21 protein-coding genes and 1 tRNA gene are annotated in these 21699 nt (G+C 72.0%); 16 read left to right on the top strand and 6 right to left on the bottom strand.

What is annotated here, in order from left to right:
- Positions 1 to 108 precede the first annotated feature (108 nt).
- From ASF96_RS12145 to ASF96_RS12135, 3 genes are all read left to right on the top strand, one after another.
- Complete coding sequence (locus ASF96_RS12145) at positions 109 to 801, top strand: phosphocholine cytidylyltransferase family protein (RefSeq protein WP_055836338.1); 693 nt, start codon at positions 109 to 111, stop codon at positions 799 to 801.
- 157 nt (positions 802 to 958) lie between these two features.
- The gene (locus ASF96_RS12140; RefSeq protein ID WP_055939686.1) at positions 959 to 1927 is read left to right on the top strand and encodes a hypothetical protein; all 969 of its coding nucleotides are present in this window, start codon (positions 959 to 961) and stop codon (positions 1925 to 1927) included.
- A gap of 70 nt (positions 1928 to 1997) precedes the next feature.
- Positions 1998 to 3335 (top strand): maltokinase N-terminal cap-like domain-containing protein, encoded by a 1338-nt coding sequence (locus ASF96_RS12135; protein WP_055939684.1) that lies wholly within the window; start codon positions 1998 to 2000, stop codon positions 3333 to 3335.
- Between the two features lie 12 nt (positions 3336 to 3347).
- Here the strand turns inward: ASF96_RS12135 and ASF96_RS12130 are convergent, their stop codons facing one another.
- Entirely contained in the window at positions 3348 to 4601 is a 1254-nt protein-coding gene (locus ASF96_RS12130) for a hypothetical protein (RefSeq protein WP_055939682.1), read from the bottom strand.
- Positions 4602 to 4643: 42 nt separating this feature from the next.
- On the opposite strand from ASF96_RS12130, the gene ASF96_RS12125 reads away from it, so the two are divergent.
- Positions 4644 to 5726: a glycosyltransferase family 2 protein gene (locus ASF96_RS12125; protein ID WP_055939680.1), complete on the top strand. Its 1083-nt coding sequence runs from the start codon at positions 4644 to 4646 to the stop codon at positions 5724 to 5726.
- 61 nt (positions 5727 to 5787) lie between these two features.
- On the opposite strand, the gene ASF96_RS12120 is transcribed toward ASF96_RS12125, so the two are convergent.
- From ASF96_RS12120 to ASF96_RS12110, 3 genes are all read right to left on the bottom strand, one after another.
- Positions 5788 to 7245 carry a CDP-glycerol glycerophosphotransferase family protein gene (locus tag ASF96_RS12120; protein ID WP_055939678.1) on the bottom strand — a complete coding sequence of 486 codons (1458 nt, stop codon included), beginning with the start codon at positions 7243 to 7245 and terminating at the stop codon, positions 5788 to 5790.
- Positions 7242 to 8534: a CDP-glycerol glycerophosphotransferase family protein gene (locus ASF96_RS12115; protein ID WP_082509630.1), complete on the bottom strand. Its 1293-nt coding sequence runs from the start codon at positions 8532 to 8534 to the stop codon at positions 7242 to 7244. Before ASF96_RS12115 ends, ASF96_RS12120 begins: the two co-directional genes overlap by 4 nt.
- Positions 8535 to 8634: 100 nt before the next feature.
- Complete coding sequence (locus ASF96_RS12110; protein WP_055939676.1) at positions 8635 to 10161, bottom strand: S1C family serine protease; 1527 nt, start codon at positions 10159 to 10161, stop codon at positions 8635 to 8637.
- Positions 10162 to 10437: 276 nt separating this feature from the next.
- Between ASF96_RS12110 and ASF96_RS12105 the strand changes: the two genes are divergently transcribed.
- Complete coding sequence (locus ASF96_RS12105; RefSeq protein ID WP_055940020.1) at positions 10438 to 11643, top strand: aminotransferase class I/II-fold pyridoxal phosphate-dependent enzyme; 1206 nt, start codon at positions 10438 to 10440, stop codon at positions 11641 to 11643.
- A 43-nt stretch (positions 11644 to 11686) separates the two neighbouring features.
- Here ASF96_RS12105 and ASF96_RS12100 read toward each other — a convergent pair whose 3' ends face one another.
- Positions 11687 to 12493: a carbon-nitrogen hydrolase family protein gene (locus tag ASF96_RS12100; RefSeq protein WP_055939674.1), complete on the bottom strand. Its 807-nt coding sequence runs from the start codon at positions 12491 to 12493 to the stop codon at positions 11687 to 11689.
- Positions 12494 to 12754: 261 nt separating this feature from the next.
- On the opposite strand from ASF96_RS12100, the gene ASF96_RS12095 reads away from it, so the two are divergent.
- The 4 genes from ASF96_RS12095 (at position 12755) to ASF96_RS12080 (ending at position 15089) form a co-directional block, all read left to right on the top strand.
- Positions 12755 to 12828: transfer RNA gene (locus tag ASF96_RS12095), tRNA-Met, on the top strand.
- Between the two features lie 147 nt (positions 12829 to 12975).
- Positions 12976 to 13464: a hypothetical protein gene (locus tag ASF96_RS12090; RefSeq protein ID WP_055939671.1), complete on the top strand. Its 489-nt coding sequence runs from the start codon at positions 12976 to 12978 to the stop codon at positions 13462 to 13464.
- A 48-nt stretch (positions 13465 to 13512) separates the two neighbouring features.
- Positions 13513 to 14433: an SMP-30/gluconolactonase/LRE family protein gene (locus ASF96_RS12085; protein ID WP_055939669.1), complete on the top strand. Its 921-nt coding sequence runs from the start codon at positions 13513 to 13515 to the stop codon at positions 14431 to 14433.
- Positions 14430 to 15089, top strand: a complete 660-nt coding sequence (locus ASF96_RS12080) for a formylglycine-generating enzyme family protein (protein ID WP_055836304.1) — start codon at positions 14430 to 14432, stop codon at positions 15087 to 15089. The genes ASF96_RS12085 and ASF96_RS12080 overlap by 4 nt, the downstream gene beginning before the upstream one ends.
- On the opposite strand, the gene ASF96_RS12075 is transcribed toward ASF96_RS12080, so the two are convergent.
- The gene (locus ASF96_RS12075; RefSeq protein ID WP_327037388.1) at positions 15073 to 15504 is read right to left on the bottom strand and encodes a MarR family winged helix-turn-helix transcriptional regulator; all 432 of its coding nucleotides are present in this window, start codon (positions 15502 to 15504) and stop codon (positions 15073 to 15075) included. The two genes, ASF96_RS12080 and ASF96_RS12075, sit on opposite strands and share 17 nt — an antisense overlap.
- A gap of 109 nt (positions 15505 to 15613) precedes the next feature.
- Between ASF96_RS12075 and idi the strand changes: the two genes are divergently transcribed.
- The 7 genes from idi to ASF96_RS12040 are packed head-to-tail and all read left to right on the top strand — an operon-like array spanning position 15614 to position 21252.
- A complete protein-coding gene (gene idi, locus ASF96_RS12070; protein ID WP_055939667.1) occupies positions 15614 to 16165 on the top strand; it encodes an isopentenyl-diphosphate Delta-isomerase in 552 nt (183 codons plus the stop codon).
- Positions 16162 to 17229, top strand: coding sequence for a polyprenyl synthetase family protein (locus ASF96_RS12065; RefSeq protein ID WP_055836298.1), 1068 nt, complete (start codon positions 16162 to 16164; stop codon positions 17227 to 17229). Before idi ends, ASF96_RS12065 begins: the two co-directional genes overlap by 4 nt.
- Positions 17226 to 18095: a phytoene/squalene synthase family protein gene (locus ASF96_RS12060; RefSeq protein WP_055939665.1), complete on the top strand. Its 870-nt coding sequence runs from the start codon at positions 17226 to 17228 to the stop codon at positions 18093 to 18095. Before ASF96_RS12065 ends, ASF96_RS12060 begins: the two co-directional genes overlap by 4 nt.
- Positions 18092 to 19648, top strand: a complete 1557-nt coding sequence (gene crtI / locus ASF96_RS12055; protein ID WP_055939663.1) for a phytoene desaturase family protein — start codon at positions 18092 to 18094, stop codon at positions 19646 to 19648. Before ASF96_RS12060 ends, crtI begins: the two co-directional genes overlap by 4 nt.
- A 1-nt stretch (position 19649) precedes the next feature.
- Entirely contained in the window at positions 19650 to 20018 is a 369-nt protein-coding gene (locus tag ASF96_RS12050) for a lycopene cyclase domain-containing protein (protein WP_055939661.1), read from the top strand.
- Positions 20015 to 20362: a lycopene cyclase domain-containing protein gene (locus ASF96_RS12045; RefSeq protein WP_055939659.1), complete on the top strand. Its 348-nt coding sequence runs from the start codon at positions 20015 to 20017 to the stop codon at positions 20360 to 20362. Before ASF96_RS12050 ends, ASF96_RS12045 begins: the two co-directional genes overlap by 4 nt.
- Positions 20359 to 21252 carry a prenyltransferase gene (locus ASF96_RS12040; RefSeq protein ID WP_055939657.1) on the top strand — a complete coding sequence of 298 codons (894 nt, stop codon included), beginning with the start codon at positions 20359 to 20361 and terminating at the stop codon, positions 21250 to 21252. Before ASF96_RS12045 ends, ASF96_RS12040 begins: the two co-directional genes overlap by 4 nt.
- Positions 21253 to 21699 lie beyond the last annotated feature (447 nt).

Here is a 21699-nt window from a genome sequence, read left to right as displayed (position 1 = left end):
GCGCGAATAATGCCACCTCACAGGGCCCTTTCGCTAGCATCGATCGAACACGAAGGCGTGACAATCCGGTGAACCGGACATGACGACTCATCCCCCCAGGAGCCAGCCTTGACTGTTCAGATCGTGATCCTCGCCGCGGGCATGGGCTCGCGCCTCGGCCGCAGCCTGCCGAAACCCCTCACCGTGCTCGCCGACGGCCGCAGCATCATGCAGCAGCAGCACGACAACATCCGCGCCGCCTTCGGCCGCACGGCTCGCATCACCAGCGTCGTCGGCTACCGCGCCGAGACCATCGTCGACACGTTCCCGCACGTCGACTACGTCTACAACGACCGATACGACCAGACCAATACCTCGAAGAGCCTCCTGCGCGCGCTGGCCAAGAGCGGCCGAGGCGGAGTGCTGTGGATGAACGGCGACGTGGTCTTCGACCCCCGCGTCCTCGGTCGCGCAGTCGAACTCATCGACGCGGACCGTTCGTTCGTGACCGTCGACACGGCCAATGTCAGCGACGAAGAGGTGAAGTACACGGTGGATGCCGAGGGCTTCATCGCCGAGCTGTCGAAGGTCGTCGTCGGCGGCATCGGCGAAGCCGTGGGCATCAACTACGTCTCGGCGCGCGACAAGAAGGCCCTGCAACGTCAGCTGCAGCGCGTCGACGACCAGGACTACTTCGAACGGGGCATCGAGCTCGCGATCGCCGAGGACGGCATGCGCGTCGAACCGCTCGACATCTCCGATCTCTACGCGGTCGAGGTCGACTTCGCCGAAGACCTCGAGCGGGCGAACCTCTTCGTCTGACCGTCGCGGTCAGTCGTCGGGGTCCTCCGGCGGCACTGCGCGGCGAAGGCCTCACCCGACCGTCATTCGGCAGGGCCCCGAACCTCTCCCCCGCACGCGCCGACACGTCATCGTCAAGTCGCCCTCGCCTCGGCGCGCGACGAGCAAGGATGGTTCCATGTCCGAGAAGGTGCACCGCATCCACTCCCTCCCCGACGACGCGCCCTGGAAGGGCGGGCTCCCCCCGGCAGGGTCGGAGGAACACCCCCGAACCGTCCGCATGCTCGACCGCGTGCTCGCCGTGCAGCGCCCCGCGGTGCTCGCGCATCTCCGCAGCGTCCGGCTGCGGCATCCGGATGCCGCTCCCGACGAGATCCTGCGGATCCTCGAGCGCCGCTACCTCGCCGCCGTCACCACCGGAGGCGCGGCCGTGGGGGCGACCGCGGTGGTCCCCGGTATCGGCACCGGTGTGACCCTCGCGCTGAGCGGGGTCGAGACCGTCGGTTTCCTCGAGGCCACCGCGCTGTACGCGCAGTCGGTCGCCGAGGTGCACGGGCTCGTCGTGCAGGACCCCGATCGAGGTCGGGCGCTGGTTCTCGCGCTACTGCTCGGCAAAGAAGGCGTCGACCTCGTGTCGCAGCTCGCTTCGCAGGCCGCCGGTCGCGGCGGCACCCGCGCGAGCTATTGGGGCGAGATGGTGACCAAGACGCTGCCGCGCGCCGCGGTCGGTCCCCTCGTCGACCGCCTCAAGACGATGTTCGTGCGCCAGTTCGCCACGCGCGGCGGCGCGTCGTGGCTCGGGAAGGCCCTCCCCTTCGGCGTCGGGGCCGTCGTCGGAGGTGCCGGGAACCACCTCCTCGGCCGGCGCGTTCTCGTCAACGCGCGACGGGCCTTCGGGTCTGCCCCGCTCCAGCTCCCCGCCGACCTCGAGCCGAGGCCCGGTGCCGAGACGATGCAACGCGCGACCCTGGGCGGCATCCACCGCGTGGGCGGCGCGATCGCCGGGGCCGTCGGCGGAGCGGGTCGCCGCACCGGCTCCGCGGCCCGCAAGGCCCTGCCTCGCCGCCGCCGCACGGGTGCGGAGGGCGCACGCGATGACGACACGACGGGCGAGACCGCCGGCGACGGCCGCGGCGCGGCATCCTGACCCATCTCACCGACACGGCCTCCGGCGCAAGTCCCGCGCGTCGTTCGCCCCGGCGCGTTAGCCTCGCCGCATGGGCGACCTCCTCGATCTCCTCGCGGTCTGGATGCCGCGTCAGCGCTGGTACGGCACGAAGGGCCGCGATCCGCGGCTGACCATCGTGGCCGACTGGGCACTCGACGCGACCGACACGCGACTGCTTCTCGTGCGCGATGACGCTGCGGCGCCGGCGATCCTCTACCAGGTACCTGTCGTCGTGCGGGCCGAGGGTTCCGTGCTGCCGGGCAGCCTGATCGGCGCGGCCGACGAGGGGCGGGTGTGGGCGGACGCCACCACCGACCCCGCCTTCACCGACCTGCTGTACTCCTGGGTCACTCGCGGCGGAGCAGCGGGAACCCCCGACGACGGCCTCACCGCCTTCGCCCTCGCCTCGCCGGACGGTGAGGCGCCTGCGCCCCGCGCCACCGCCCGCGTGCTGAGCGGCGAACAGTCGAACACCTCGCTCATCTTCCGGCCCGACGATGCCGGCCTTCCCGTGATCTGCAAGCTCTTCCGGCAGGTGCATCCGGGCATCAACCCCGACGTGGAGCTGCAGTCGGCTCTCGCCGCCGCCGGTGCGGCGTTCGTGCCCGCCGCGATCGGTGAGGTGCGCGGATCGTGGGTGACGCCCGAGGGAGTTCCCGTCAGCGGGTCGCTCGCCTTCGCGCAGGAGTTCTTCGACGGCGTCGAGGACGCCTGGCGCGTCGCCCTCGACGCCGCGGCCGCCGACGACGACTTCGCTGCGCGCGCCCACGCGCTCGGCGCGAGCGTCGCCGGCATGCACGTCTCTCTCTCGCGGGCGTTCCCCACGCGCGAGCCCGACGCCGAGGACCGCGCGGCCGTGGTCGGTGCGTGGGAGCGACGTCTGTCGATCGCCCTCGCCGAGGTCCCGGCGCTGGAGCCGTACGCCGACCGCATCCGTGCCGTGTACGCGGCCGCTGCCACCGCCCCCTGGCCTGCGCTGCAGCGCGTGCACGGCGACCTGCACCTCGGGCAGGTGCTCGACACCGCCCGCAACGGCTGGGTGCTGCTGGACTTCGAGGGCGAGCCGCTGCGTCCCATCGCCGAACGCCTGCAGCCCGACGTCGCCGTGCGCGACGTCGCCGGCATGCTGCGCTCGTTCGACTACGTCTCGGGCGCCGTGGCCGACGACGACGGCGCCGCGGTGCGCGCGTGGGTCATCGCCGCCCAGCAGGCGTTCCTCGACGGCTACGCCGAGACCGCCGGCCCCCAGAGCACGGACGACGAGACGCTACGTGCCGCGTTCGAACTCGACAAGGCCGTCTACGAGGCGATCTACGAGACGCGCAACCGCCCCGACTGGGTCGGCATCCCCCTCGCCGCGATCGGTCGGCTCGCTCCGCTGGAGTGACGGCCCGGAGCCTCAGTCCGAGGGCGGGGTGTCGTCGCGCGATTCTTCGCGCGCGTGCCAGGTGTCCCAGCGCGTCATGAGCTCGGCCACCGCGGTCTCGAACCGGACGGTGGCCGATCCCGGCGTGGTGTCGCCGAAGTAGTGCCGCACCCAGTGCGCGAGACGCTCACCCGACGCGGGGTCGTCGAGCACGCGCTCGGCGTGTCCGACGATGTCGCCGGATGCCGCGGCATCCAGCCATTCACACGCCGACAGGTACCCGCCCTCGTCGACGACGGCCGCGGGGTCCACGGGCCGCGTGATGAGCAGGGGCTTGCCCACGGCGAGACGGTCGTAGACCATCGCCGAGATGTCGACCACCGCGAGGTCGGCCGCGGTGAGCTGCCAGCCCATCTCGGCGCCGGTGCCGTGCACGTGGCCCGCGCCGGGGTCGGCGCGGTTCGCGGCCTGAAGTGCCGCCGCGATGCGGGCGTTCGCCGCCCCGTACGCCGGATCGACGATTCCCGACCGCGGGTGCGGGCGGTAGATCACGCGATGACGTCCCGTCGCGAGCAGGGCCGCGACGAGCGACTCCCCGTGGGTGACGACCGAGCCGTACCGCGCCGAGGGCCGGTCGCCCTCCCATGTGGGGGCGTACAGCACCACGGTGCGCTCGTCGGGCGGGAACGGCGGCTCACCACCGTAGTGGTCGGCCTGCGGGCGCCCGATCGAGAACGTGCGGCGGTCGAGGTCGTAGTCCCACAGCTCCCGCGACAGCCGCTCGCGGGCCGCGTCTCCGGCGACGAAGGCGTAGTCGTACGCCGTCACCTGGTTCGTGGTCATGTACATCTTGTCGGACTCGCCGTGGTTGATGAACACATGCCAGCGCCGCCCGTAGCGGAACATCTGGAAGTTGCGGGTGTTCTGGTTGACGTAGAACACCACGCGGATGTCCTGCTCGCTCAGCACCCGCTCGACGTCGGCGATCGTCGGCGCGTACGCGACCGGCAGAGCATCGTCGCGCAGGAGCGCGTCGGCGCCGCGGATCGCCCGGCTGATGACGACGACCGGCCAGCGTTCCGCCAGGTGCTGCAGGGGCGCGTACCACTGCCGCATCTGGTACATGTTCGCGGCGCCGTCGGCGAAGTACACCGCCACGCGGAACCGCCCCTCGGGCAGGGGACCGCGGGCGTCGAGCGCCGTGCGCAGGTCGCGGCGCGCGCGGCGGGTGGCGAGGGCTTTGCGGAGGAGGCCCACAGCGAGCCGGGTGTCGCGGGCGAGGGGCATCGTTCCAGGGTACCGGCCAGCCTCTCGTGACAGGATCGACGGATGCCCCTTTCGACCCCCGGCGAAAGAGACGCGCCCGTTCCCCCCGACGATGCCGGCGTGAGCTTCGTCATGCCCGTGCTCAACGAGCAGCGGTACCTGCGCCGCGCCATCGCCTCCACCCTTGCGCAGGACGTCCCCGGACCCGTCGAGCTGGTCGTGGCCCTCGGACCCTCCACCGACGGGACCGACGCCCTCGCTCGAGAACTGGCGGATGCCGACGACCGCATCGTGCTGATCGAGAACCCCGCCGCCGACATCCCCGTGGGGCTGAACCGGGCCATCCGCGCCAGCCGGTACCCCACCATCGTCCGCGTCGACGCCCACTCCGAACTCGCGCCGGGCTACGCGCGGCGAGCGCTGCGGACCCTCGCGCGGGTGCAGGCCGCGAACGTCGGCGGAGTGATGCGCGCCGACGGGCGCTCCCCCTTCCAGCGCGCCGTCGCCCGGGCCTACAACTCCCGCGTCGGACTGGGCGGGGGTGCGTACCACGGCGGCACCGAGGAGGGCCCCGCCGAGTCGGCGTACCTCGGCGTCATGCGGCGCGCGGTGCTCGACGAGGTCGGATTGTTCGATGAGAGCATCCGCCGCGGCGAGGACTGGGAGCTGAACCTGCGCATCCGGCGCGCCGGGTACCGCGTCTGGTTCGACCCGCGGCTCGAAGCGGTCTACTGGCCACGCGAGAGCTGGACGCGACTCGTGCGCCAGTTCCGCGCCACGGGGGCATGGCGGGGCGAGCTCGTGCGCCGCTACGGGCGCGGCAACTCCCTGCGGTACTTCGCTCCCCCGGCGCTGGTGGGTGCGGCGGCGGTCTCGGCGGTGACGGCCGGGGTGCAGCTCGGCCGCCGTCGGCGGGGGCGCTCCTGGGTGCTGCATCTGCCGGTCGCCGGGTACGCCCTGCTCATCGCCCTCGTCGCTCTCGGTCGGGGCGGCGGCCGCGGGTGGCGCGACAAGGCGTGGACGGCCGCCGTGCTGCCGTCGATGCACGTCTCGTGGGGGCTCGGGTTCGTGTGGGCGCTCGTGCGCGGTGCGCGCGACACCGTCGACACGTCGCGCCTGGACGGCCGGAACACGCCTCTGCCCTAGCCCTGCCCCGTTCGTCGAGGCGTCCGGTCGCTCGCATGAGGCGCGGGCATCAGCGAGGGCATCAGGCGCGGTCGACGAAGCCCTGGTCGAGGATGCGCGCCACGACGCGTTCGGCGGCGCGCCCGTCGTCACGGGCGGTGAACTCGCGCTGCCAGCGCGCGTACCGCTCGGTGAAGACGTCGGGGTCGACCTCGGCCAGGGCTCGCTCCAACTCGTGCTGCGTGCGCACGACGGGCCCGGGGGCGGCGTCGAGAAGGTCGAAGTAGAACCCGCGCAGCTCGCCCCGGTAGTGCTCGAGGTCGGGCACGAGGAAGTACAGGGGTTTGCCCGTGACGCTGAAGTCGAACATCACCGAGGAGTAGTCGGTGATCAGTGCGTCGGCGACGGCGAGCAGGCGGCTGGTGTCGGGGTACCCGGTGACGTCGATGACCCGCGCCCCGTCGGCGTCTCGGCCCGGCTGCAGAGTGCGCGTGTGGCCGCGCACGAGCACCACGGCGTCGGCGGCGCGGGCGAGGGCCGCCGGGTCGACGAAGTCGACCATGGCCTCGCGGTCGTCGCGCCAGGTGGGGGCGTACAGCAGCACCCGTTCGTCGGGGCCGATGCCGAGGCGTCGGCGCGTGAGAGCGCCGTCGTCGGTGCGCAGGGCGTCGTTGCGCGGGTAGCCCTCGATCCACACCGGTCGGCGCAGGATCGCGTAGGCGCGGGTGAGCACGCGCGCCGCGTACGGGCTCTGCGCGAGCAGCACGTTCCACCGGCGGCTCTCGCGCAGCACCGCGAGCGCACGGCGCGGGTCGAACCCGGGCCGGTGCAGCGCGAGGCGCTTGAGGGGCGTGCCGTGCCAGGTCTGCAGTACGACCTGCCCGCGGCGGCGCACGAACCGGCGCCGCAGCCAGTCGTTGACCACGAGCAGTCGCGACACCCCACGGGCACGCCACCACTCGGGGCTCCCCTCGACGACGGCGACGGCTCCGGCGGGCACGTCGACGGAGTGGTCGACGACGCTCCAGTAACGGGTCACCCCCGGCGCCACGCGGGCGAGCTCGCGGTCGATCGCGAGCGGGTTGCAGCCGGCGGTACGGCCGTAGAAGCTCTCGAAGAACACGGCGTTCTCGAGCGGGTCGCGTTCGCGCGCGTACCGGCGCTCGAGAGCGGCCCGGCCCGCCGGCGTGCGGTCGGCGGGGTCACCGGGAGGGCCGATGGAGACCGTGCCGTCCGACAACGCCGCGCGGAGCCCCGCAAGGGCGACCTCCGGCAGGGTCGTCGCCGGAGGCGCGGCATCCGGAGCCCCGCCCGCGTCGATGCGCACGCGGTACCGGCCCGACGGCAGGGGCAGGGCCGATCCACCCCACCGCGCGGCCCGCAGCGGGATGACCGCGCGCCAGGTGCGCCCCCGTCCGTGCAGGCGCCCGGTCGATCGGGCCCGCGCCCCGACCAGATCGACGGATGCCGGACGGGCACCCGTTCCGCTGAGCTCCAGCGCGGGAGTGCCGTCGTCGTCGAAGAACCGTGCCTCGGTCATCGCGTCGCCTTTCTCGTCGTCCGCCGGCGCGCGCCGCGCAGGATGCCGGTACCGGGTGTCGCGCCGCCGGCATCGAGGCGGTTGCGGATCAGGCGGTGCACGCGCTCGGCATTCCGTCCGTCCCGGTGCGCATGCACGGTGGCGCTGCGGGCGACGGAGGCGGCCAGCGCTTCGGTCGGGTCGTTCACGACGGCCTCGATGGCGGCGACCGCCGCGCTCCACGTGCGGGCGGGAACGTCGCCGGCGACGTCGGCATAGCGCCCGTACAGGCCGCGGCGGGCCGTGTACGCCTCGAGGTCGGGGGCGAAGAAGACCACCGGCAGGGGCACGAGGGCGGCGTCGAACGCGAGCGAGGAGTAATCGGTCACCAGCACGTCGAGACCGGGGAGCAGGGGCGTGACGTCGGCGACGAGGTCGCTGCCGAGCGGACGCACCCGGTCGGTGGGCCAGGGAGGTCGGTACTCCCCCGCGCCGAGGGGATGCGAGCGCACGAGCAGCATGCCGTCGTGGCGGTCGAGCACGGCGCGGATGGCCGCCCACTCGTCGGCCGTGGGAATCGCCGGATCGGGGTCGCCGTCTCGCCAGGTCGGGGCGTAGAGCACGACGGGACGTTCGCCGAGCAGCGTGCCCGTGAGCGTCTGCAGCGCCGCGCGGGCACGGGCACGGCGCTCCGCCGCTTCGCCGGAAGACAGCACGTCGACGCGGGGCTCCCCCGTCACGGGGACCTGGGCGTCGGTCAGCGCGAACGCCGTCTCGAGGCGGCCCCGCACGAGATGCGAGGCGGCCGGCACCACGGCGATGCGACGCGTGGTGCGCCGGTACAGCAGCCGCAGCACCGGACTCAGCACGCTCGGCAGCACGGGAGCGCGCGTGGTCTCGGCCGAGTCGAGGCCGATGCGCTTGAGCGGAATGCCGTGCCAGAGCTGCACGACGAACGCCCCGCCGACGGCGTAGCGCTGCACGTCGCCGAAGCCGTGCGTCACCACGATCACCCGGGCGCGCGCGGTGCGCCACAGGCCGCGTGCCGAGTCGCGCCTGACCCACCGGATGCCGAGATCCCGGGCCGTCCGCGCCTGCCCGTCGTCGGCGACGAGCCACGTCGTCTTCTCACCGTGGTCGGCGGCGACCCGGTGCAGGGCCAGCGCGCCGTCGGCGACGCCGACCGCACTGCCGAAGACCCATTCGTCGCGGGACCGGGGCACGAGCAACGTCAGGAGCCGACCCGCGAGATACAGCGGAAGACGGCGGAGTTTCTGCGCGTTCCCCGCACCGAACGAGAAAGACGCCACCCCGCGAGCTTATCGCGGGGTGGCGTCCGTCACCTGGAGAAGAGGACCCGCGCCGGTCGTCCGGCGGCGGGCGGCGGGTCGGAGACGACCCGATCCGAGGTCAGTTCTGCATCGTGCCGAGGGTGACCTCGACGGTCTTCTCCTGACCGTTGCGGTTGTACGTCACCTCGGCCTGGGCGCCCGCGGCGAGCGCGCGCACCTGGGCGGTGAGGTCGATCGAGTTGGTGACGGGCACGCCGTCGAACGCCGTGATGACGTCGCCCTTCGTGAGGCCCGCGGCCTGGGCCGCACCGCCGCTGGTGGCCTCGGCCACGTACGCGCCGGTCGTGGTCGCTCCCTGGATCGACGCGGCATCCTGGACCGAGGCGCCCAAGAGGCCGTGGGTGGCGGAGCCGTTGTCGATGATCTCCTGCGAGATGCGCTTGGCGATGTCGGAGGGGATCGAGAAGCCGACGCCGATGTTGCCCGACTGCGCACCCGACGACGAGCCGCCCGCGCTGGCGATGGCGACGTTGATGCCGATCAGCTTGCCCTCGTTGTCGACGAGTGCCCCGCCGGAGTTGCCCGGGTTGATGGCGGCGTCGGTCTGGATGACGGCGATCTTGATGGTCTGGGTCGCCTGCTGCGACTGCTGGCCCTGGCCGAAGTCGAAGCGGAACGGGCTCTCGCCTCCGGGCTCGGTGCCCTGGTCCTGCTCGGATCCGTCCTTCGGCGCGGCGGACGACGCGACCTGGATCGACCGGTTCAGCGCGCTGACGATTCCGGTGGTGACCGTGTTGGGCAGGCCCAGCGGGGCGCCGATGGCGGTGGTGGCGTCGCCGACGTTGAGCTTCGACGAGTCGGCCCACTCGATGGGCGTGAGGTTCGTCGCGTTCTCGAGCTTGATGACGGCCAGGTCGTACGTGGGGTCGGTGCCGACCACCGTGGCGGCGTACACGTGACCGTCGGAGGTGGTGACCGAGATCTTGGCGTCGCCGGTGGCCCCGTCGAGGGTGACGACGTGCGTGTTGGTGAGCACGTAGCCGTCGTCGCTCAGGATGACGCCCGAGCCGGTGCCGCCCGACGAGGTGCCGGTGGCGCTGATGGTGACGACGCTGGGGACGACCTTGGATGCCACGGCCGCGGTCTCGTTGACGTCGTCGGTGTCGTTCACGGTCACGGCCGTGGGGCCGGCGACGGTGGAGCTGTCGGATCCGCCCCACATGCTGAGGCCCGCGTAGGTGCCCCCGAGACCGGCGGCGCCGCCGACGAGGGCGGCGGCCACCACGAGGGCGGCGATGCGCGGCACGGAGCTCTTCTTGCGCGGCGTGGCGTGCGCGGCATTCTCGGGCAGCACGAGGGTGGGGTGCGCGCCCGACACGGCGGGGCCGAAGGCCTGACCGGTGGGCGAGGTGGCGCCCGAGGGGGCCGAGGCGTAGCCGTGGGTCGGCTGCGGCGCGGCGCTGCCCGCGACGGGCGGCGGCCAGGCGGCGGCGGCCGCGGCGGGCGAGCGCGTCGGCTTCGGCGGCACGTTCAACGCCTCGGCGCGCGGGGCCTCGGGCTGCGCGGGCGTGGGCGCGGCGGCGTCGCCCGCGGGGGTGGTGCTGTCGTCGTGACCGTCAGGACGGTTGTTCGTGGTGTCGCTCATGGGGTGCTCCTTCTTCCAGGCGCTTCTACGATGACCGCGCATCCTGTGGTCTACCTATGACGCGCGTGAGCCCTCTCTATGGGTGTAACAGCAGTCGCCCGCGGGGCATCCCCCGGTTGCGCACGAGGGCGTGACATGCCGCCCCCTCTCGCACCGCCCGACGTCGGCGGCGCGGATGCCGTGGCTCCCGGCATCCGGGTGTCCTCGGTCGCCGGCCCCGACCGGGGCTCCGCTACGGTGAAAGCCACCCGCCCCGTTCCTTCGGAGAGCCCCACCATGCAGCAGATCCCCGGCGCCTGGCAGCGCACCGCCCGCGGAGCGGGCCTCCTCTCGCCCGACGGCAGCGCCGTTCCCACGATCTTCGCCGAGATGAGCGCGCTCGCCGCCTCCACCGGTGCGCTCAACCTCGGACAGGGCTTCCCCGACGAAGACGGGCCCGAGCCCGTGCTCGAGGCGGCTCGCCGCGCCATCGCCGACGGGGTGAACCAGTACGCCCCCGGGCGGGGGTTCCCCGACCTGCTGGCCGCGATCGCCGAGCACCAGCGGCGCTTCTACGGCATCGAGCTGGATCCGACGCGCGAGGTTCTCGTCACCGTCGGGGCCACCGAGGCGCTCGCCGCCACCCTGCTGGCTCTCGTCGACGGCCCCGACGACGAGGTCGTCGTGTTCGAGCCCTACTACGACTCGTATGCGGCGTGCGTCGCCCTCTCGGGTGCACGCCTCGTGCCGGTGCCGCTGCGCTGGCCCGACTTCCAGCCCGACCTCGCGCAGTTGGCGTCCGCCGTCACCGACCGCACGCGCGTGATCCTCGTCAACGATCCGCACAACCCCACCGGCACGGTCTTCTCGCGCGAGGTGCTCGACGAGATCGTGCGTCTCGCGCACCTGCACGACGCGATCATCGTCACCGACGAGGTGTACGAGCACCTCGTCTTCGGCGCGCCCCATGTGCCACTGTCGACCCTTCCCGGTGCCGCTGAGCGCACGCTGTCGATCTCGTCGGCCGGTAAGACGTTCTCGCTGACGGGGTGGAAGACGGGGTGGGTCACCGGTCCCGCCGCCCTCGTGTCGGCCGTGCTCGCGGTGAAGCAGTTCCTCACCTACGTCGGGGCGTCGCCCTTCCAGCCCGCGATCGCGGTGGGTCTGCGCCTCCCCGACGCGTTCTTCACCTCGGTGGCGGCGGAGATGGCCGCGAAAGCCGCGCTGCTGGGCACGGGCTTACGCGCCGCGGGGTTCGACGTGTCGACGCCGGGGGGTTCGTACTTCACGGTGGTGGATGCCGCCCCGCTCGGCGCCGTCGACGCCGACGCGTTCTGCCGTGAGCTCCCCGCTCGCGCGGGCGTCGTCGGCATCCCCCTCACCGCCTTCGTGTCGCCGCCGCATCGCGGGCAGTACGCCACCCTCGTGCGCTTCGCCGCCTGCAAGCGCGTCGAGGTCCTCACCGACGCGGCCGAGCGGCTCGCGGGGATGTCGCGCGGCTGACCGGTCGGGCGGTCGCCCAAGCACAGCACGCCGGCGACGACCGTCAGCGCGGCGTCACGCGGAATCGTCGCAGCGCGAGGGCCGGATTCACCCGGCGCACCCGGGCGATGGCATCCGGGTCGATGTGCGCGACGGCGACGTCGGTCGCCGTGCCCACCTGCGCGAGAGCGACGCCCTGGGGGTCGACGATCATCGAGTGCCCCACGCCGAGGGGCGGCGGGTGGTCGGCCGCCGCGACGAAGAACGTGTTCTCGATGGCCCGTGCCTGCACGAGGGTGCGCCAGTGGTGCTCCTTGAGCGGCCCCCGCACCCATTCGGCCGGCACCAGTGCGACCTCGACGCCGGCGTCGGCGAGCGTGCGCGCCACCTCGGGGAAGCGCAGGTCGTAGCAGGTCATCAGACCGAATCGCAGGCCGTGCGCCTCGAAGGTCTGCGGCGGCGAGATCTCACCCGGCTCGACCCAGTCCGACTCGCGCTGGCCGAAGGCGTCGTAGAGGTGCAGCTTGCGGTACACCGCGCGGATGCCGTCTCCCCCGACTGCCACGACGGTGTTGCGCACCCGTCGGCCGTCGTCGGCCCGCTCGAGCAGCCCCGCGACGACGATCACGTCGAGCTCGGCGGCCAGGGTGGTCAGCGCCGAGACGAAGGGGCCGTCGAGGTCCTCGGCGTTCTGCGCGAGCGAGTCGTCGAAGGGGTCGACGAAGTAGCTCGAGTACTCGGGGAACACCACCACGCGCGCACCTCGCGACACCGCGGTGCGGGTGGTGGCGTCGATGTCGGCCAGGTTGCCCTCGCGGGAAGCGGCCGGCGCGAACTGCGCGACGGCGACGCCGACGGTGTCGTGGCTCATCGCGGGTTCTCCTCTCGCCGGCACCCGGTGAACGCCGGCGCCACGACCCACAGTACGAGGATCACCAGGGCGTGCACGACCCCGTCTGTGCCGCCGGCAGCACGGTTCACGACGACATCGACCGCAACTACGCCGGTCGACGCCCGTGACACCCGAAATCCCCGAAGATGTCGCTCACCGGGACATTATTTTGCAACACGCCCGGGCCACCCCTGCGGATTTGTGCTCCGGTTCATCTCGGCGTAATGTTTTCTCTTGTGCCGCGGGGTGGAGCAGCTCGGTAGCTCGCTGGGCTCATAACCCAGAGGTCGTAGGTTCAAATCCTGCCCCCGCAACAAGAAGAAGGCCCCGGATCGTCAGATCCGGGGCCTTCTGCCTTTCCCGGCGACGCTTCCCGCCCGCTGCCATTCGCACACCGCGACATCCGCGCGCGCGCCGTCAACCCGGCCCTTCCCTCGCGGCCTCGTTGCTTGACTCGGGGCATGCGCACCACGACCACCACCCCGCTCGACGACGACGGCCGCGATGAGAACAGCCCGCCGGCGCTCCCCTTCGTGCACATGTGGACGGGACTCGACGGCCGGAGCCGCCTCGACGAGTCGACGCTGCGCGGCTTCGGACTGCAGAGCGTCGGGGGCGGCGCCGACCCCCAGTGGATGCGCCCCTTCCCCGGCGAGGTGTCGGCGGTGCTCTTCGCGGCGCTCCCGGTCGGATGGGTCGGTCAGTGGCATCCCTCTCCCCATCCGCAGTGGGTGATCCCGCTCCGCGGTCGGTGGTTCCTCGAGACGCAGGACGGCTCCCGCGTCGAGATGGGACCCGGCGACCTGCACTTCGGGCAGGACACCGAGACCACCGAGGTCGACGGCAGCACCGGACACCTCTCGGGCACGGTCGGCGACGAGCCGTGCCTGCAGGTGCTCATCCAGTTCGCCGCCTCGCCCGGTGCTCCCACGCCGAACCCGTTCGGCTGAGCCGTCAACCCGGCCTCGCGATGCCGGGGCACCAGGTTGACTGGGGGCATGCTCCGCTTCTCCCTCGACGGCCAGGTCCTGCAGAACCCGCGGGAGCCGCAGCCCGTCGACGTCGCTCCCCCGCGCGTGTGGGACGACCGCCTCGCGTCGGTGTTGCCCGCGTCATCGCGCCTGCTCTCGCTCTACGCCGACGCGACGTGGGCCGAGGGCCCGGTGTGGTGGCCCGCCGAGCAGTCGCTCGTCTTCAGCGACGTGATCGGTCGCCGCACGCTCGCGTGGCGCGAAGACGGCGCCATCGTGACCGTGCGTGATCGATCGGAATTCGCCAACGGCAATGCCCTCGACGCCCAGGGGCGCCTCGTACAGGCCGAGCACGGCCGTCGCGCGATCAGCCGCACCGACGCCGAGGGCACGACGGTTCTGACCGACGCGTTCGAGGGCCGGCCGTTGAACAGCCCGAACGATCTCGTCGTGGCCTCCGACGGGGCGATCTGGTTCACCGATCCCACCTACGGCATCTCCGACCCCCGCGAGGGGTACCCCGCGGATCCGGCGATCGACCACCAGAGCGTGTACCGCTGGCGAGAGGGCGAGGCCCTGCAGCGCATGATCGACCTCGACCAGCCCAACGGCCTCGCCTTCAGCCGCGACGAGCGCACCCTTTACGTCGCCGAGTCACGCGCCGACGGTCTGCCCCGCGTCGTCGCATGCAGCTGGGACGGCGAAACGCTCGGCGCCCCGCGCACCTTCGCGACGGTGGATGCCGGCATCCCCGACGGTTTCGTCGTCGACAGCCGAGACTGGCTCTGGATCTCGAGCGAGGCGGGCGTCGTGATCGTCGACGACACCGGTCGGCGCCTCGGCGTCATCCCCACTCCTCACGTGGTGAGCAACTGCACCTTCGACGCCGACGAGAAGCGCCTGTTCATCACGGGCGACAGCGACCTGTGGATGGTGGAGCTCGCGTGAGCGACGTCGAGATGACCCGCATCCCCGCGGGCACCGTTCTGCGGGGCGACCAGCGGGGAGCCGAGCGGCGTGAGATCACCGTCGCGGACTTCGAGATCGGCGTGTACCCGATCACCGAGGAACAGCTCGCCGAGCATCTCGGGGTGTCCGCGCGGCATCCCCGGCGCCCTGCCGTCGAGGTGAGCTGGTTCCGCGCGATCCGCCTCTGCAACGCGCTGAGCGAGTGGGAGGGACTCGACCCGGTCTACTCGTTCGACGGAGAGGTCGTCGACTGGGATGCCGAGGGCGACGGGTTCCGCCTCCCCACCGAAGACGAGTGGGAGTACGCGTGCCGCGCCGGGGCGACCGGATCGACCTACGGCCATATCCGCGAGATCGGATGGACGGCCGCCGATCGCCTGGGCTCCCCCGTCGATGTGGGCCTGCGTCTGCCCAACCTGCACGGCCTGTTCGACACGCTGGGAAACGTGTCGGAGTGGTGTTGGGACCGCTTCGACCCCGAGGGCGCGAGCGAGACACGGACGTTCCGCGGCGGTGGCTGGGCCGACAGCGCCGCACAGGTGCGCGCGGCCACCCGTCGCGCCGGTCGTCCCCGCGACGCCTACGACGACGTCGGCGTGCGCGTGGCGCGCGGCGCCCTCAGCCGTCGGTCGTGATGGCCTCGGTGAGCGAACCCAGGAAGTCGTTGATCGTGGAGAGCTGGGCGTCGTCGTACCGCGCGGCGACCTCTCCCATCGCGCTCAGGTGAGCACCGAAGTGCTGGAAGAACTCCCGCCGCGACTTCTCGGTCAGCACGACCACACGCGCGCGACCGTCGGACGGGTGCGGCCGGCGCTCCAGGTGGCCGGACGCGACGAGGCGGTCGATGAGCTTCGTGGTCGACGCGGTCGAGATGCGCAGGTGCGTCGCGACGTCGTGCGGACTCACGCTCTGCCCCCGGTATTCGCGGATGGTCAGCATGCGCAGCGTCGCGAGATCGCTCGCGTTCATGTCCATGTCGCCCTTCATGCCGCTGTGCATGCGGTCAAGGGCGTCACTGAGGGTCTGAACCGCACGTAATGTGTCGGTCACAGCGGGTCGCGTACCAGACGCCGAAGCGGGTTTCCTCACGGTGGACACCCCCTTTCCGGCTGGGTATAGTCGCTGACATCGCTAGCTAAACTAGCAAACAGGAGGCACGATGAGCGAGACCGAGTATGTCGTCCTTCTCGATGACTTCGGCAACGAAATCGGCACCGCGCCCAAGGCGAGCGTGCACGACACCGATACCGCATTGCACCTGGCCTTCTCGTGCCACGTCGTCAACGCCGCCGGTGAGGTGCTCGTCACCCGCCGGGCTCTGCACAAGAAGACGTGGCCGGGCGTGTGGACGAACTCCTTCTGCGGGCACCCGGGACCGGCCGAGCCCGTGGCGTCGGCGGTGCACCGCCGCGCGCAGTTCGAGGTCGGCCTCCCGCTGCGCGACCTCGAGGTGGCGCTGCCGCTCTTCCGCTACCGCGCCGTCGACGCCAGCGGGATCGTCGAGCACGAGATCTGCCCCGTCTACATCGCGCGCACCGACGCCGAGCCCCAGCCGAACCCCGACGAGGTCGCCGAGTACCGCTGGGTCGACCCCCTCGAGCTCGCCGCGTCGCTCGAGGCGACTCCCTGGGCGTTCAGCCCCTGGCTCGTCCTCCAGGCCCAGCAACTTCACCTCTTCGACTCCTCTCCCGCCGTGCGGCGCGCCTCATGATCGCGCTGTCGACGACTCCCGTCGCCCGTGAGGGCATCGACGCCGCGATCGAAGCGGCACTGGCCCGCCTCGACAGCCGCGTGGCCGATCTCGGAGACGGCGCCCGGGCGCTGGCATCCGCGATCCGTCGCGCCGCCGAGGGCGGAAAACGCTTCCGCCCCCTGCTCGTCGTCGCCGCCTTCGACACGCTCGACGGCCCCGATATCGCGCGCCCCGCCCTGTTCGAGGTCGCCGCGGCCTTCGAGCTGCTGCACACGGCGTTCGTCGTGCACGACGACGTCATCGACCACGACACCGAGCGCCGCGGCGTCCCCAACGTCGGCGGCGAGTTCCGCCAGCGCGGATTGCGTCGGGGCGCAAATGCCGTGGGCGCGGCCCTACTCGGAGACGCCGCCGCGATCCTCGCCGGCGACCTGCTGCTGCACGAGGCCGGACGCCTGGTGGCCCTCGCCGAGATCCCCGCGCCGATCCGCGCCGAGTTGCTGCGCCTGATCGACGACGCCGTGCTCATCTCGGCGGCCGGCGAGCTGTCCGACGTCGAGAACGCCGTGTCGGGCGGTGAGGTCGACGCCGAGTCCATCCTGCGCACCACCCACGACAAGACCGCCGTGTACTCCTTCTCGGCCCCCCTCGAGGCGGGCGCCGTCATGGCGGGCGCCGACGCGCCGCTCCGACACGCGCTGTCGCGCTTCGGTCAGCGTCTGGGCTTGGGCTACCAGCTCGTCGACGACCTCATCGGTGCGTTCGGCACCTCCGCTGACGCGGGCAAGGACGAGGGCGGCGACCTCCGCGAGGCCAAGAAGACCCACCTCATCTCCCTGGCCCGCGAGAGCGAGAACTGGCCCGTCGTCAGCGAGGCCCTGGCGCACGCCCACACCGGCCCGGTGGCGGTGCGCGCCGCGCAGGTGGCGCTGTCGGCATCCGGTGCCCGCGCGCGACTCGAGGATCTCGTGCGCGAGACGCTCGACGAGGCTCGAGGCATCGCCGCCGCCTCCACGCTGCCGCCCGCGTGCCAGTCCATGCTGCTGAACCTCGTCGACGCCGTGCAGGGGCGCATGCCGTGAGCTCCGTCCCCACGGGTCTGGCGCTGTACTCCCAGACCGCCGACGACGCGGCCGCCGCCGTCATCAACCGGTACTCGACGTCGTTCGGCATCGCCGCCCGGCTGCTGGGCGCGCGACCCCGCCCGCACGTGCGCAACATCTACGCCCTGGTGCGCGTCGCCGACGAGATCGTCGATGGTCCCGCTCACGACGCCGGCCTCACGCCCGAGCGGGAGCGCGCCGTTCTCGACGGTCTCGAGACCGAGGTGATGGATGCCATCGCCACCGGCTTCAGCGCCAACCTCGTCGTGCACGCGTTCGCCCGGACCGCACGGGAATGCGGCATCGGAGCCGATCTCATCGCCCCGTTCTTCGCATCCATGCGCACCGACCTCGACACCGCCGCCCACGACGACCTGTCGCACGACGCCTACGTCTACGGCTCCGCCGAGGTCGTCGGACTGATGTGCCTGCAGGTGTTCCTGAACGCCGGCATGTCGGCGCCCGCCCGGCCCGCGCCCGACCTCGTCGACGGCGCGCGACGCCTCGGCGCCGCCTTCCAAGACGTCAACTTCCTGCGCGACCTCGCCGACGACGCCGACCGACTCGGGCGCGACTACCTCGACGGTGCCGCCGACGACGAGCGCCGCGTCGCCGTGCTCGATCGCATCGACGCCGACCTGGCGGCGGCCGCCGCCGTCATCCCCACCCTCCCGCCCGACTGCCGCGCGGCGGTGACCACGGCGCACGACCTGTTCGCCGAGCTGTCGCGTCGACTGCGCGCGTCTCCCGCCGGCGCCCCCCGCGTCCGCGTCCCCGACGGTGTCAAAGCCACCCTCGCCGCCCGCGCCCTCCTCGGGCGTCCCCCGAAAGGTTCACGCTCATGAGCGCCCAGCGCATCGTCGTCGTCGGAGGCGGGATCGCCGGACTCGGCACCGCCGCCCTGTTGGCCGACCGGGGTCACCACGTCCAGCTCTTCGAGGCCCGAGACGCCCTCGGCGGTCGAGCGGGATCGTGGGAGAGCGACGGCTTCCGCTTCGACACGGGCCCCAGCTGGTACCTCATGCCCGAGGTGTTCGACCACTTCTTCCGCCTGCTCGGCACGAGCGCGGCGGAGCAGCTCGATCTCGTGCGTCTCGACCCGGCGTACCGCGTCTACGGCCCTCCCGGGAAGGGCGAGCCCATCGACATCGTCTCGGGACGCGAAGCGGTGCGCGCCCTGTTCGAGGAGCACGAGCCGGGCTCCGGCGACAACATCGACGCCTACCTGGACTCCGCCAAGGACGCCTACGAGCTGTCGACCTCGAAGTTCCTGTACGACCCGTATTCGTCGACGAAGGGCCTGCGCGACCCCGCGCTGGTCAAGCGTCTGCCCACGCTCATCCCGCTGCTCACCCGCACGCTGTGGAAGCGCGTGACGACGGACTTCACGAACACGCGACTGCAGCAGATCCTCGCCTACCCGGCGGTGTTCCTCGGCGGTTCCCCGTTCGAGGTGCCGAGCCTGTACCACCTCATGAGCCACCTCGACCTCGGCGACGGCGTGCTCTACCCCCGGGGCGGCATGACCGAGATCATCACGGCCATCGAGCGGCTCGCGCGTGAGCGCGGCGTGCAGATCGAGACCTCGTCGCCGGTGGATGCCATCATCACCGAGTCGGGTGTCGCGCGCGGCGTGCGTCTGGCCGACGGACGCGTCATCTCGGCGGATGCCGTGGTGTCGGGCGCCGACCTCCACCACACCGAGAACGACCTGCTCGAAGAGAAGGACCGCCAGTACCCCGAGAAGTGGTGGAAGGACAAGGTGCCCAGCCCCGGCGCCCTGCTGCTGCTGCTGGGCGTGAAGGGCGAGCTTCCGCAGCTCACCCACCACACCCTGCTGTTCACCGACGACTGGCACACCAACTTCGACGCGATCTTCGGCGAGAACAAGAAGATCCCCGACCCCGCCTCGATCTACATCTGCCGCCCCAGCGCCTCTGACGACTCCGTGGCACCCGAGGGACACGAGAACCTCTTCGTGCTCGTCCCCGTGCCCGCCGACCCCGTGAGCGGACGCGGAGGCGTCTCGGGAGCCGGCGACGAGCGGATCGAGAAGGCCGCCGACCGTGTCATCGCGCAGATCGCCGAGTGGACCGGCATCCCGGATCTTGCCGAGCGCGTGGTCGTCCGTCGCACGATCGCCCCCGAGGACTTCGCGAGCGACCTGCACGCGTGGCACGGCAACTCGCTCGGACTCGCGCACACGCTGAACCAGAGCGCGATCTTCCGACCGAAGAACCGTTCCCGCAAGGTGCGCAACCTGTACTACGCGGGCACCTCGGTGCTTCCGGGGATCGGCCTGCCGATGTGCCTGATCTCGGCGGAGCTCGTGGTCAAGCGCCTGACGGGCGACACCTCCGCCGGTCCCCTCGCAGAGCCCGTGCACACGGCGGTCTGAGGTGCCGGGGATCTACCTGGGCGCGATCCTCTTCTCTTTTGCCGGCATGATCGCGATCGATCTGAAGTTCGGTCTGGCCCTGCGCGTCGCCCCGGTGCGCACCAGTGCCGCGGTATTGCTGTCGACGGCGTTCTTCCTCGTCTGGGACGTCGTCGGCATCGTCACCGGAGTGTTCGTCAAGGGCGAGAGCCCGCTGTTCATCGGGGTCACGCTCGCCCCTCACCTGCCCCTCGAGGAAGTCTTCTTCCTGCTGTTCCTCAGCTACCTGTCGATCGTGATGTTCGCGGTGTTCGAGCGGCGGGCGGCGCGGCGACGGGGGCTCGGCGTCTCGGCGCGGCACCCCGCGGGGGCGCCCGGGGAGCGGCCGTGACGTACCCGCTGATCGTGTTGCCGTTCGTGATCGTCACGGTCCTCGTGACGCTGGCCACGCTCCGGCGTCCGCGTTTCGCTGAGCGCATGGCCTCGTCGGGGCTCACCGCCCTCGTCCTCGTGGGTCTCACCCTCGTGTTCGACAACCTCATGATCGCCGTCGACCTGTTCTCGTACCCCGAGGAGCACCTGAGCGGGCTGCGTCTCGGCCTCGCCCCGATCGAGGACTTCGCGTACCCGCTGTGCGCCGCGTTCCTCGTGCCGGCGGTGTACACCCTGCTGTCGTCGCGGTCTCCGTCGCCGCAGCCCTCACCCTCGCGTTCGTCGCGGAAGGACCCCGCATGACCACCCCCGCCGCCCTCACCCCCGCACGCGTGCTGCGCGAGCTGTTCGTGTCCTCGCGGCCGGTGAGCTGGATCAACACCGCCTTCCCCTTCGCCGCGGCGTACCTGCTCACGACCCGGCAGATCGACGCCCCGCTCATCGTCGGCGCGATCTTCTTCCTCGTGCCGTACAACCTCGCGATGTACGGGGTGAACGACGTCTTCGACTACGAGTCCGACCTGCGCAACCCGCGCAAGGGCGGCACCCACGGCGCCGTGCTCGACAAGCGCATGCACCGCATCACCCTGTGGGCCTCGGCGCTGTCGTGCGTGCCGTTCGTGGTGTACCTCGTCGCCATCGGATCGCCGCTGTCGTGGGTCGTGCTGGCCATCAGCCTGTTCTTCGTCGTGTTCTACTCCGCCCCTCCCCTGCGGCTGAAGGAGCGCCCGTTCGCCGACTCGATGACGAGCAGCATCCACTTCTTCTCGCCCGCCGTGTACGGCCTCGTGCTCGCCGGGGCGATGTGGACCTGGCAGCTCGTCGCCGTGCTCGTCGCCTTCGCGCTGTGGGGCATCGCGTCGCACGCCTTCGGCGCCGTGCAGGACGTCGAAGCCGACCGCGCCGCCGACATCTCGTCGATCGCCACGGCGCGCGGCGCCCGCTGGACCGTGCGCTTCGCCCTCGTCGCCTACGCCCTGGCCGGAGTCGCCATGCTGCTCACGGCGTGGCCGGGGCCGCTGGCCGCCGTGCTCGTCATCCCGTACCTCGTCGTCTGCTGGCCGTACCGCAACGTCACCGACGCCGAGAGCGACCGCGCCACCGCCGGATGGAACCGCTTCCTCTGGCTCAACCAGATCGCCGGCTTCGGCACGACGATGCTGCTGATCTGGTGGTGGTTCTTGAGCGCCTGACGCGTCGCGGGCGCCGCGCTCGGCCCGCGCGTCCGTCCGCGCGCGCGAACGGGTGCGGGGGTGGCGGCATCCCCACCGTTGAGTGTCCGAGACACGCCGTTGCGGGCCGGGGTGATGCGGCGTGTCGTGGACACTCGGCGGGGTGGGCAGCGCGGGGCGCGCGGCGCGGGGAGCGGTCAGCGTGGCGTCGCGGTCGGCAGCGCGGCTGTCACCGCGCATGAACGGGCCCGGGATGCCGGCACCCCACCGTCGAGTGTCCGAGACACGCCGTTGCGGGCCGGAGTGATGCGGCGTGTCTCGGACACTCGACTGGGTACGCAGCGCGGGGAGCGCGGCGTCGCGGTCGGCAGCGCGACCGTCACCGCGCACGGGCGGGCGCGGGATGCCGGCACCCCACCGTCGAGTGTCCGATACACGCCGTTGTGGGCCGAGGTAACGCGGCGTTTC

It is taken from the genome of Microbacterium sp. Leaf179 (assembly GCF_001423785.1).
Classification (GTDB): domain Bacteria; phylum Actinomycetota; class Actinomycetes; order Actinomycetales; family Microbacteriaceae; genus Microbacterium.
This window is presented reverse-complemented; position numbering and strand designations above follow the sequence as displayed.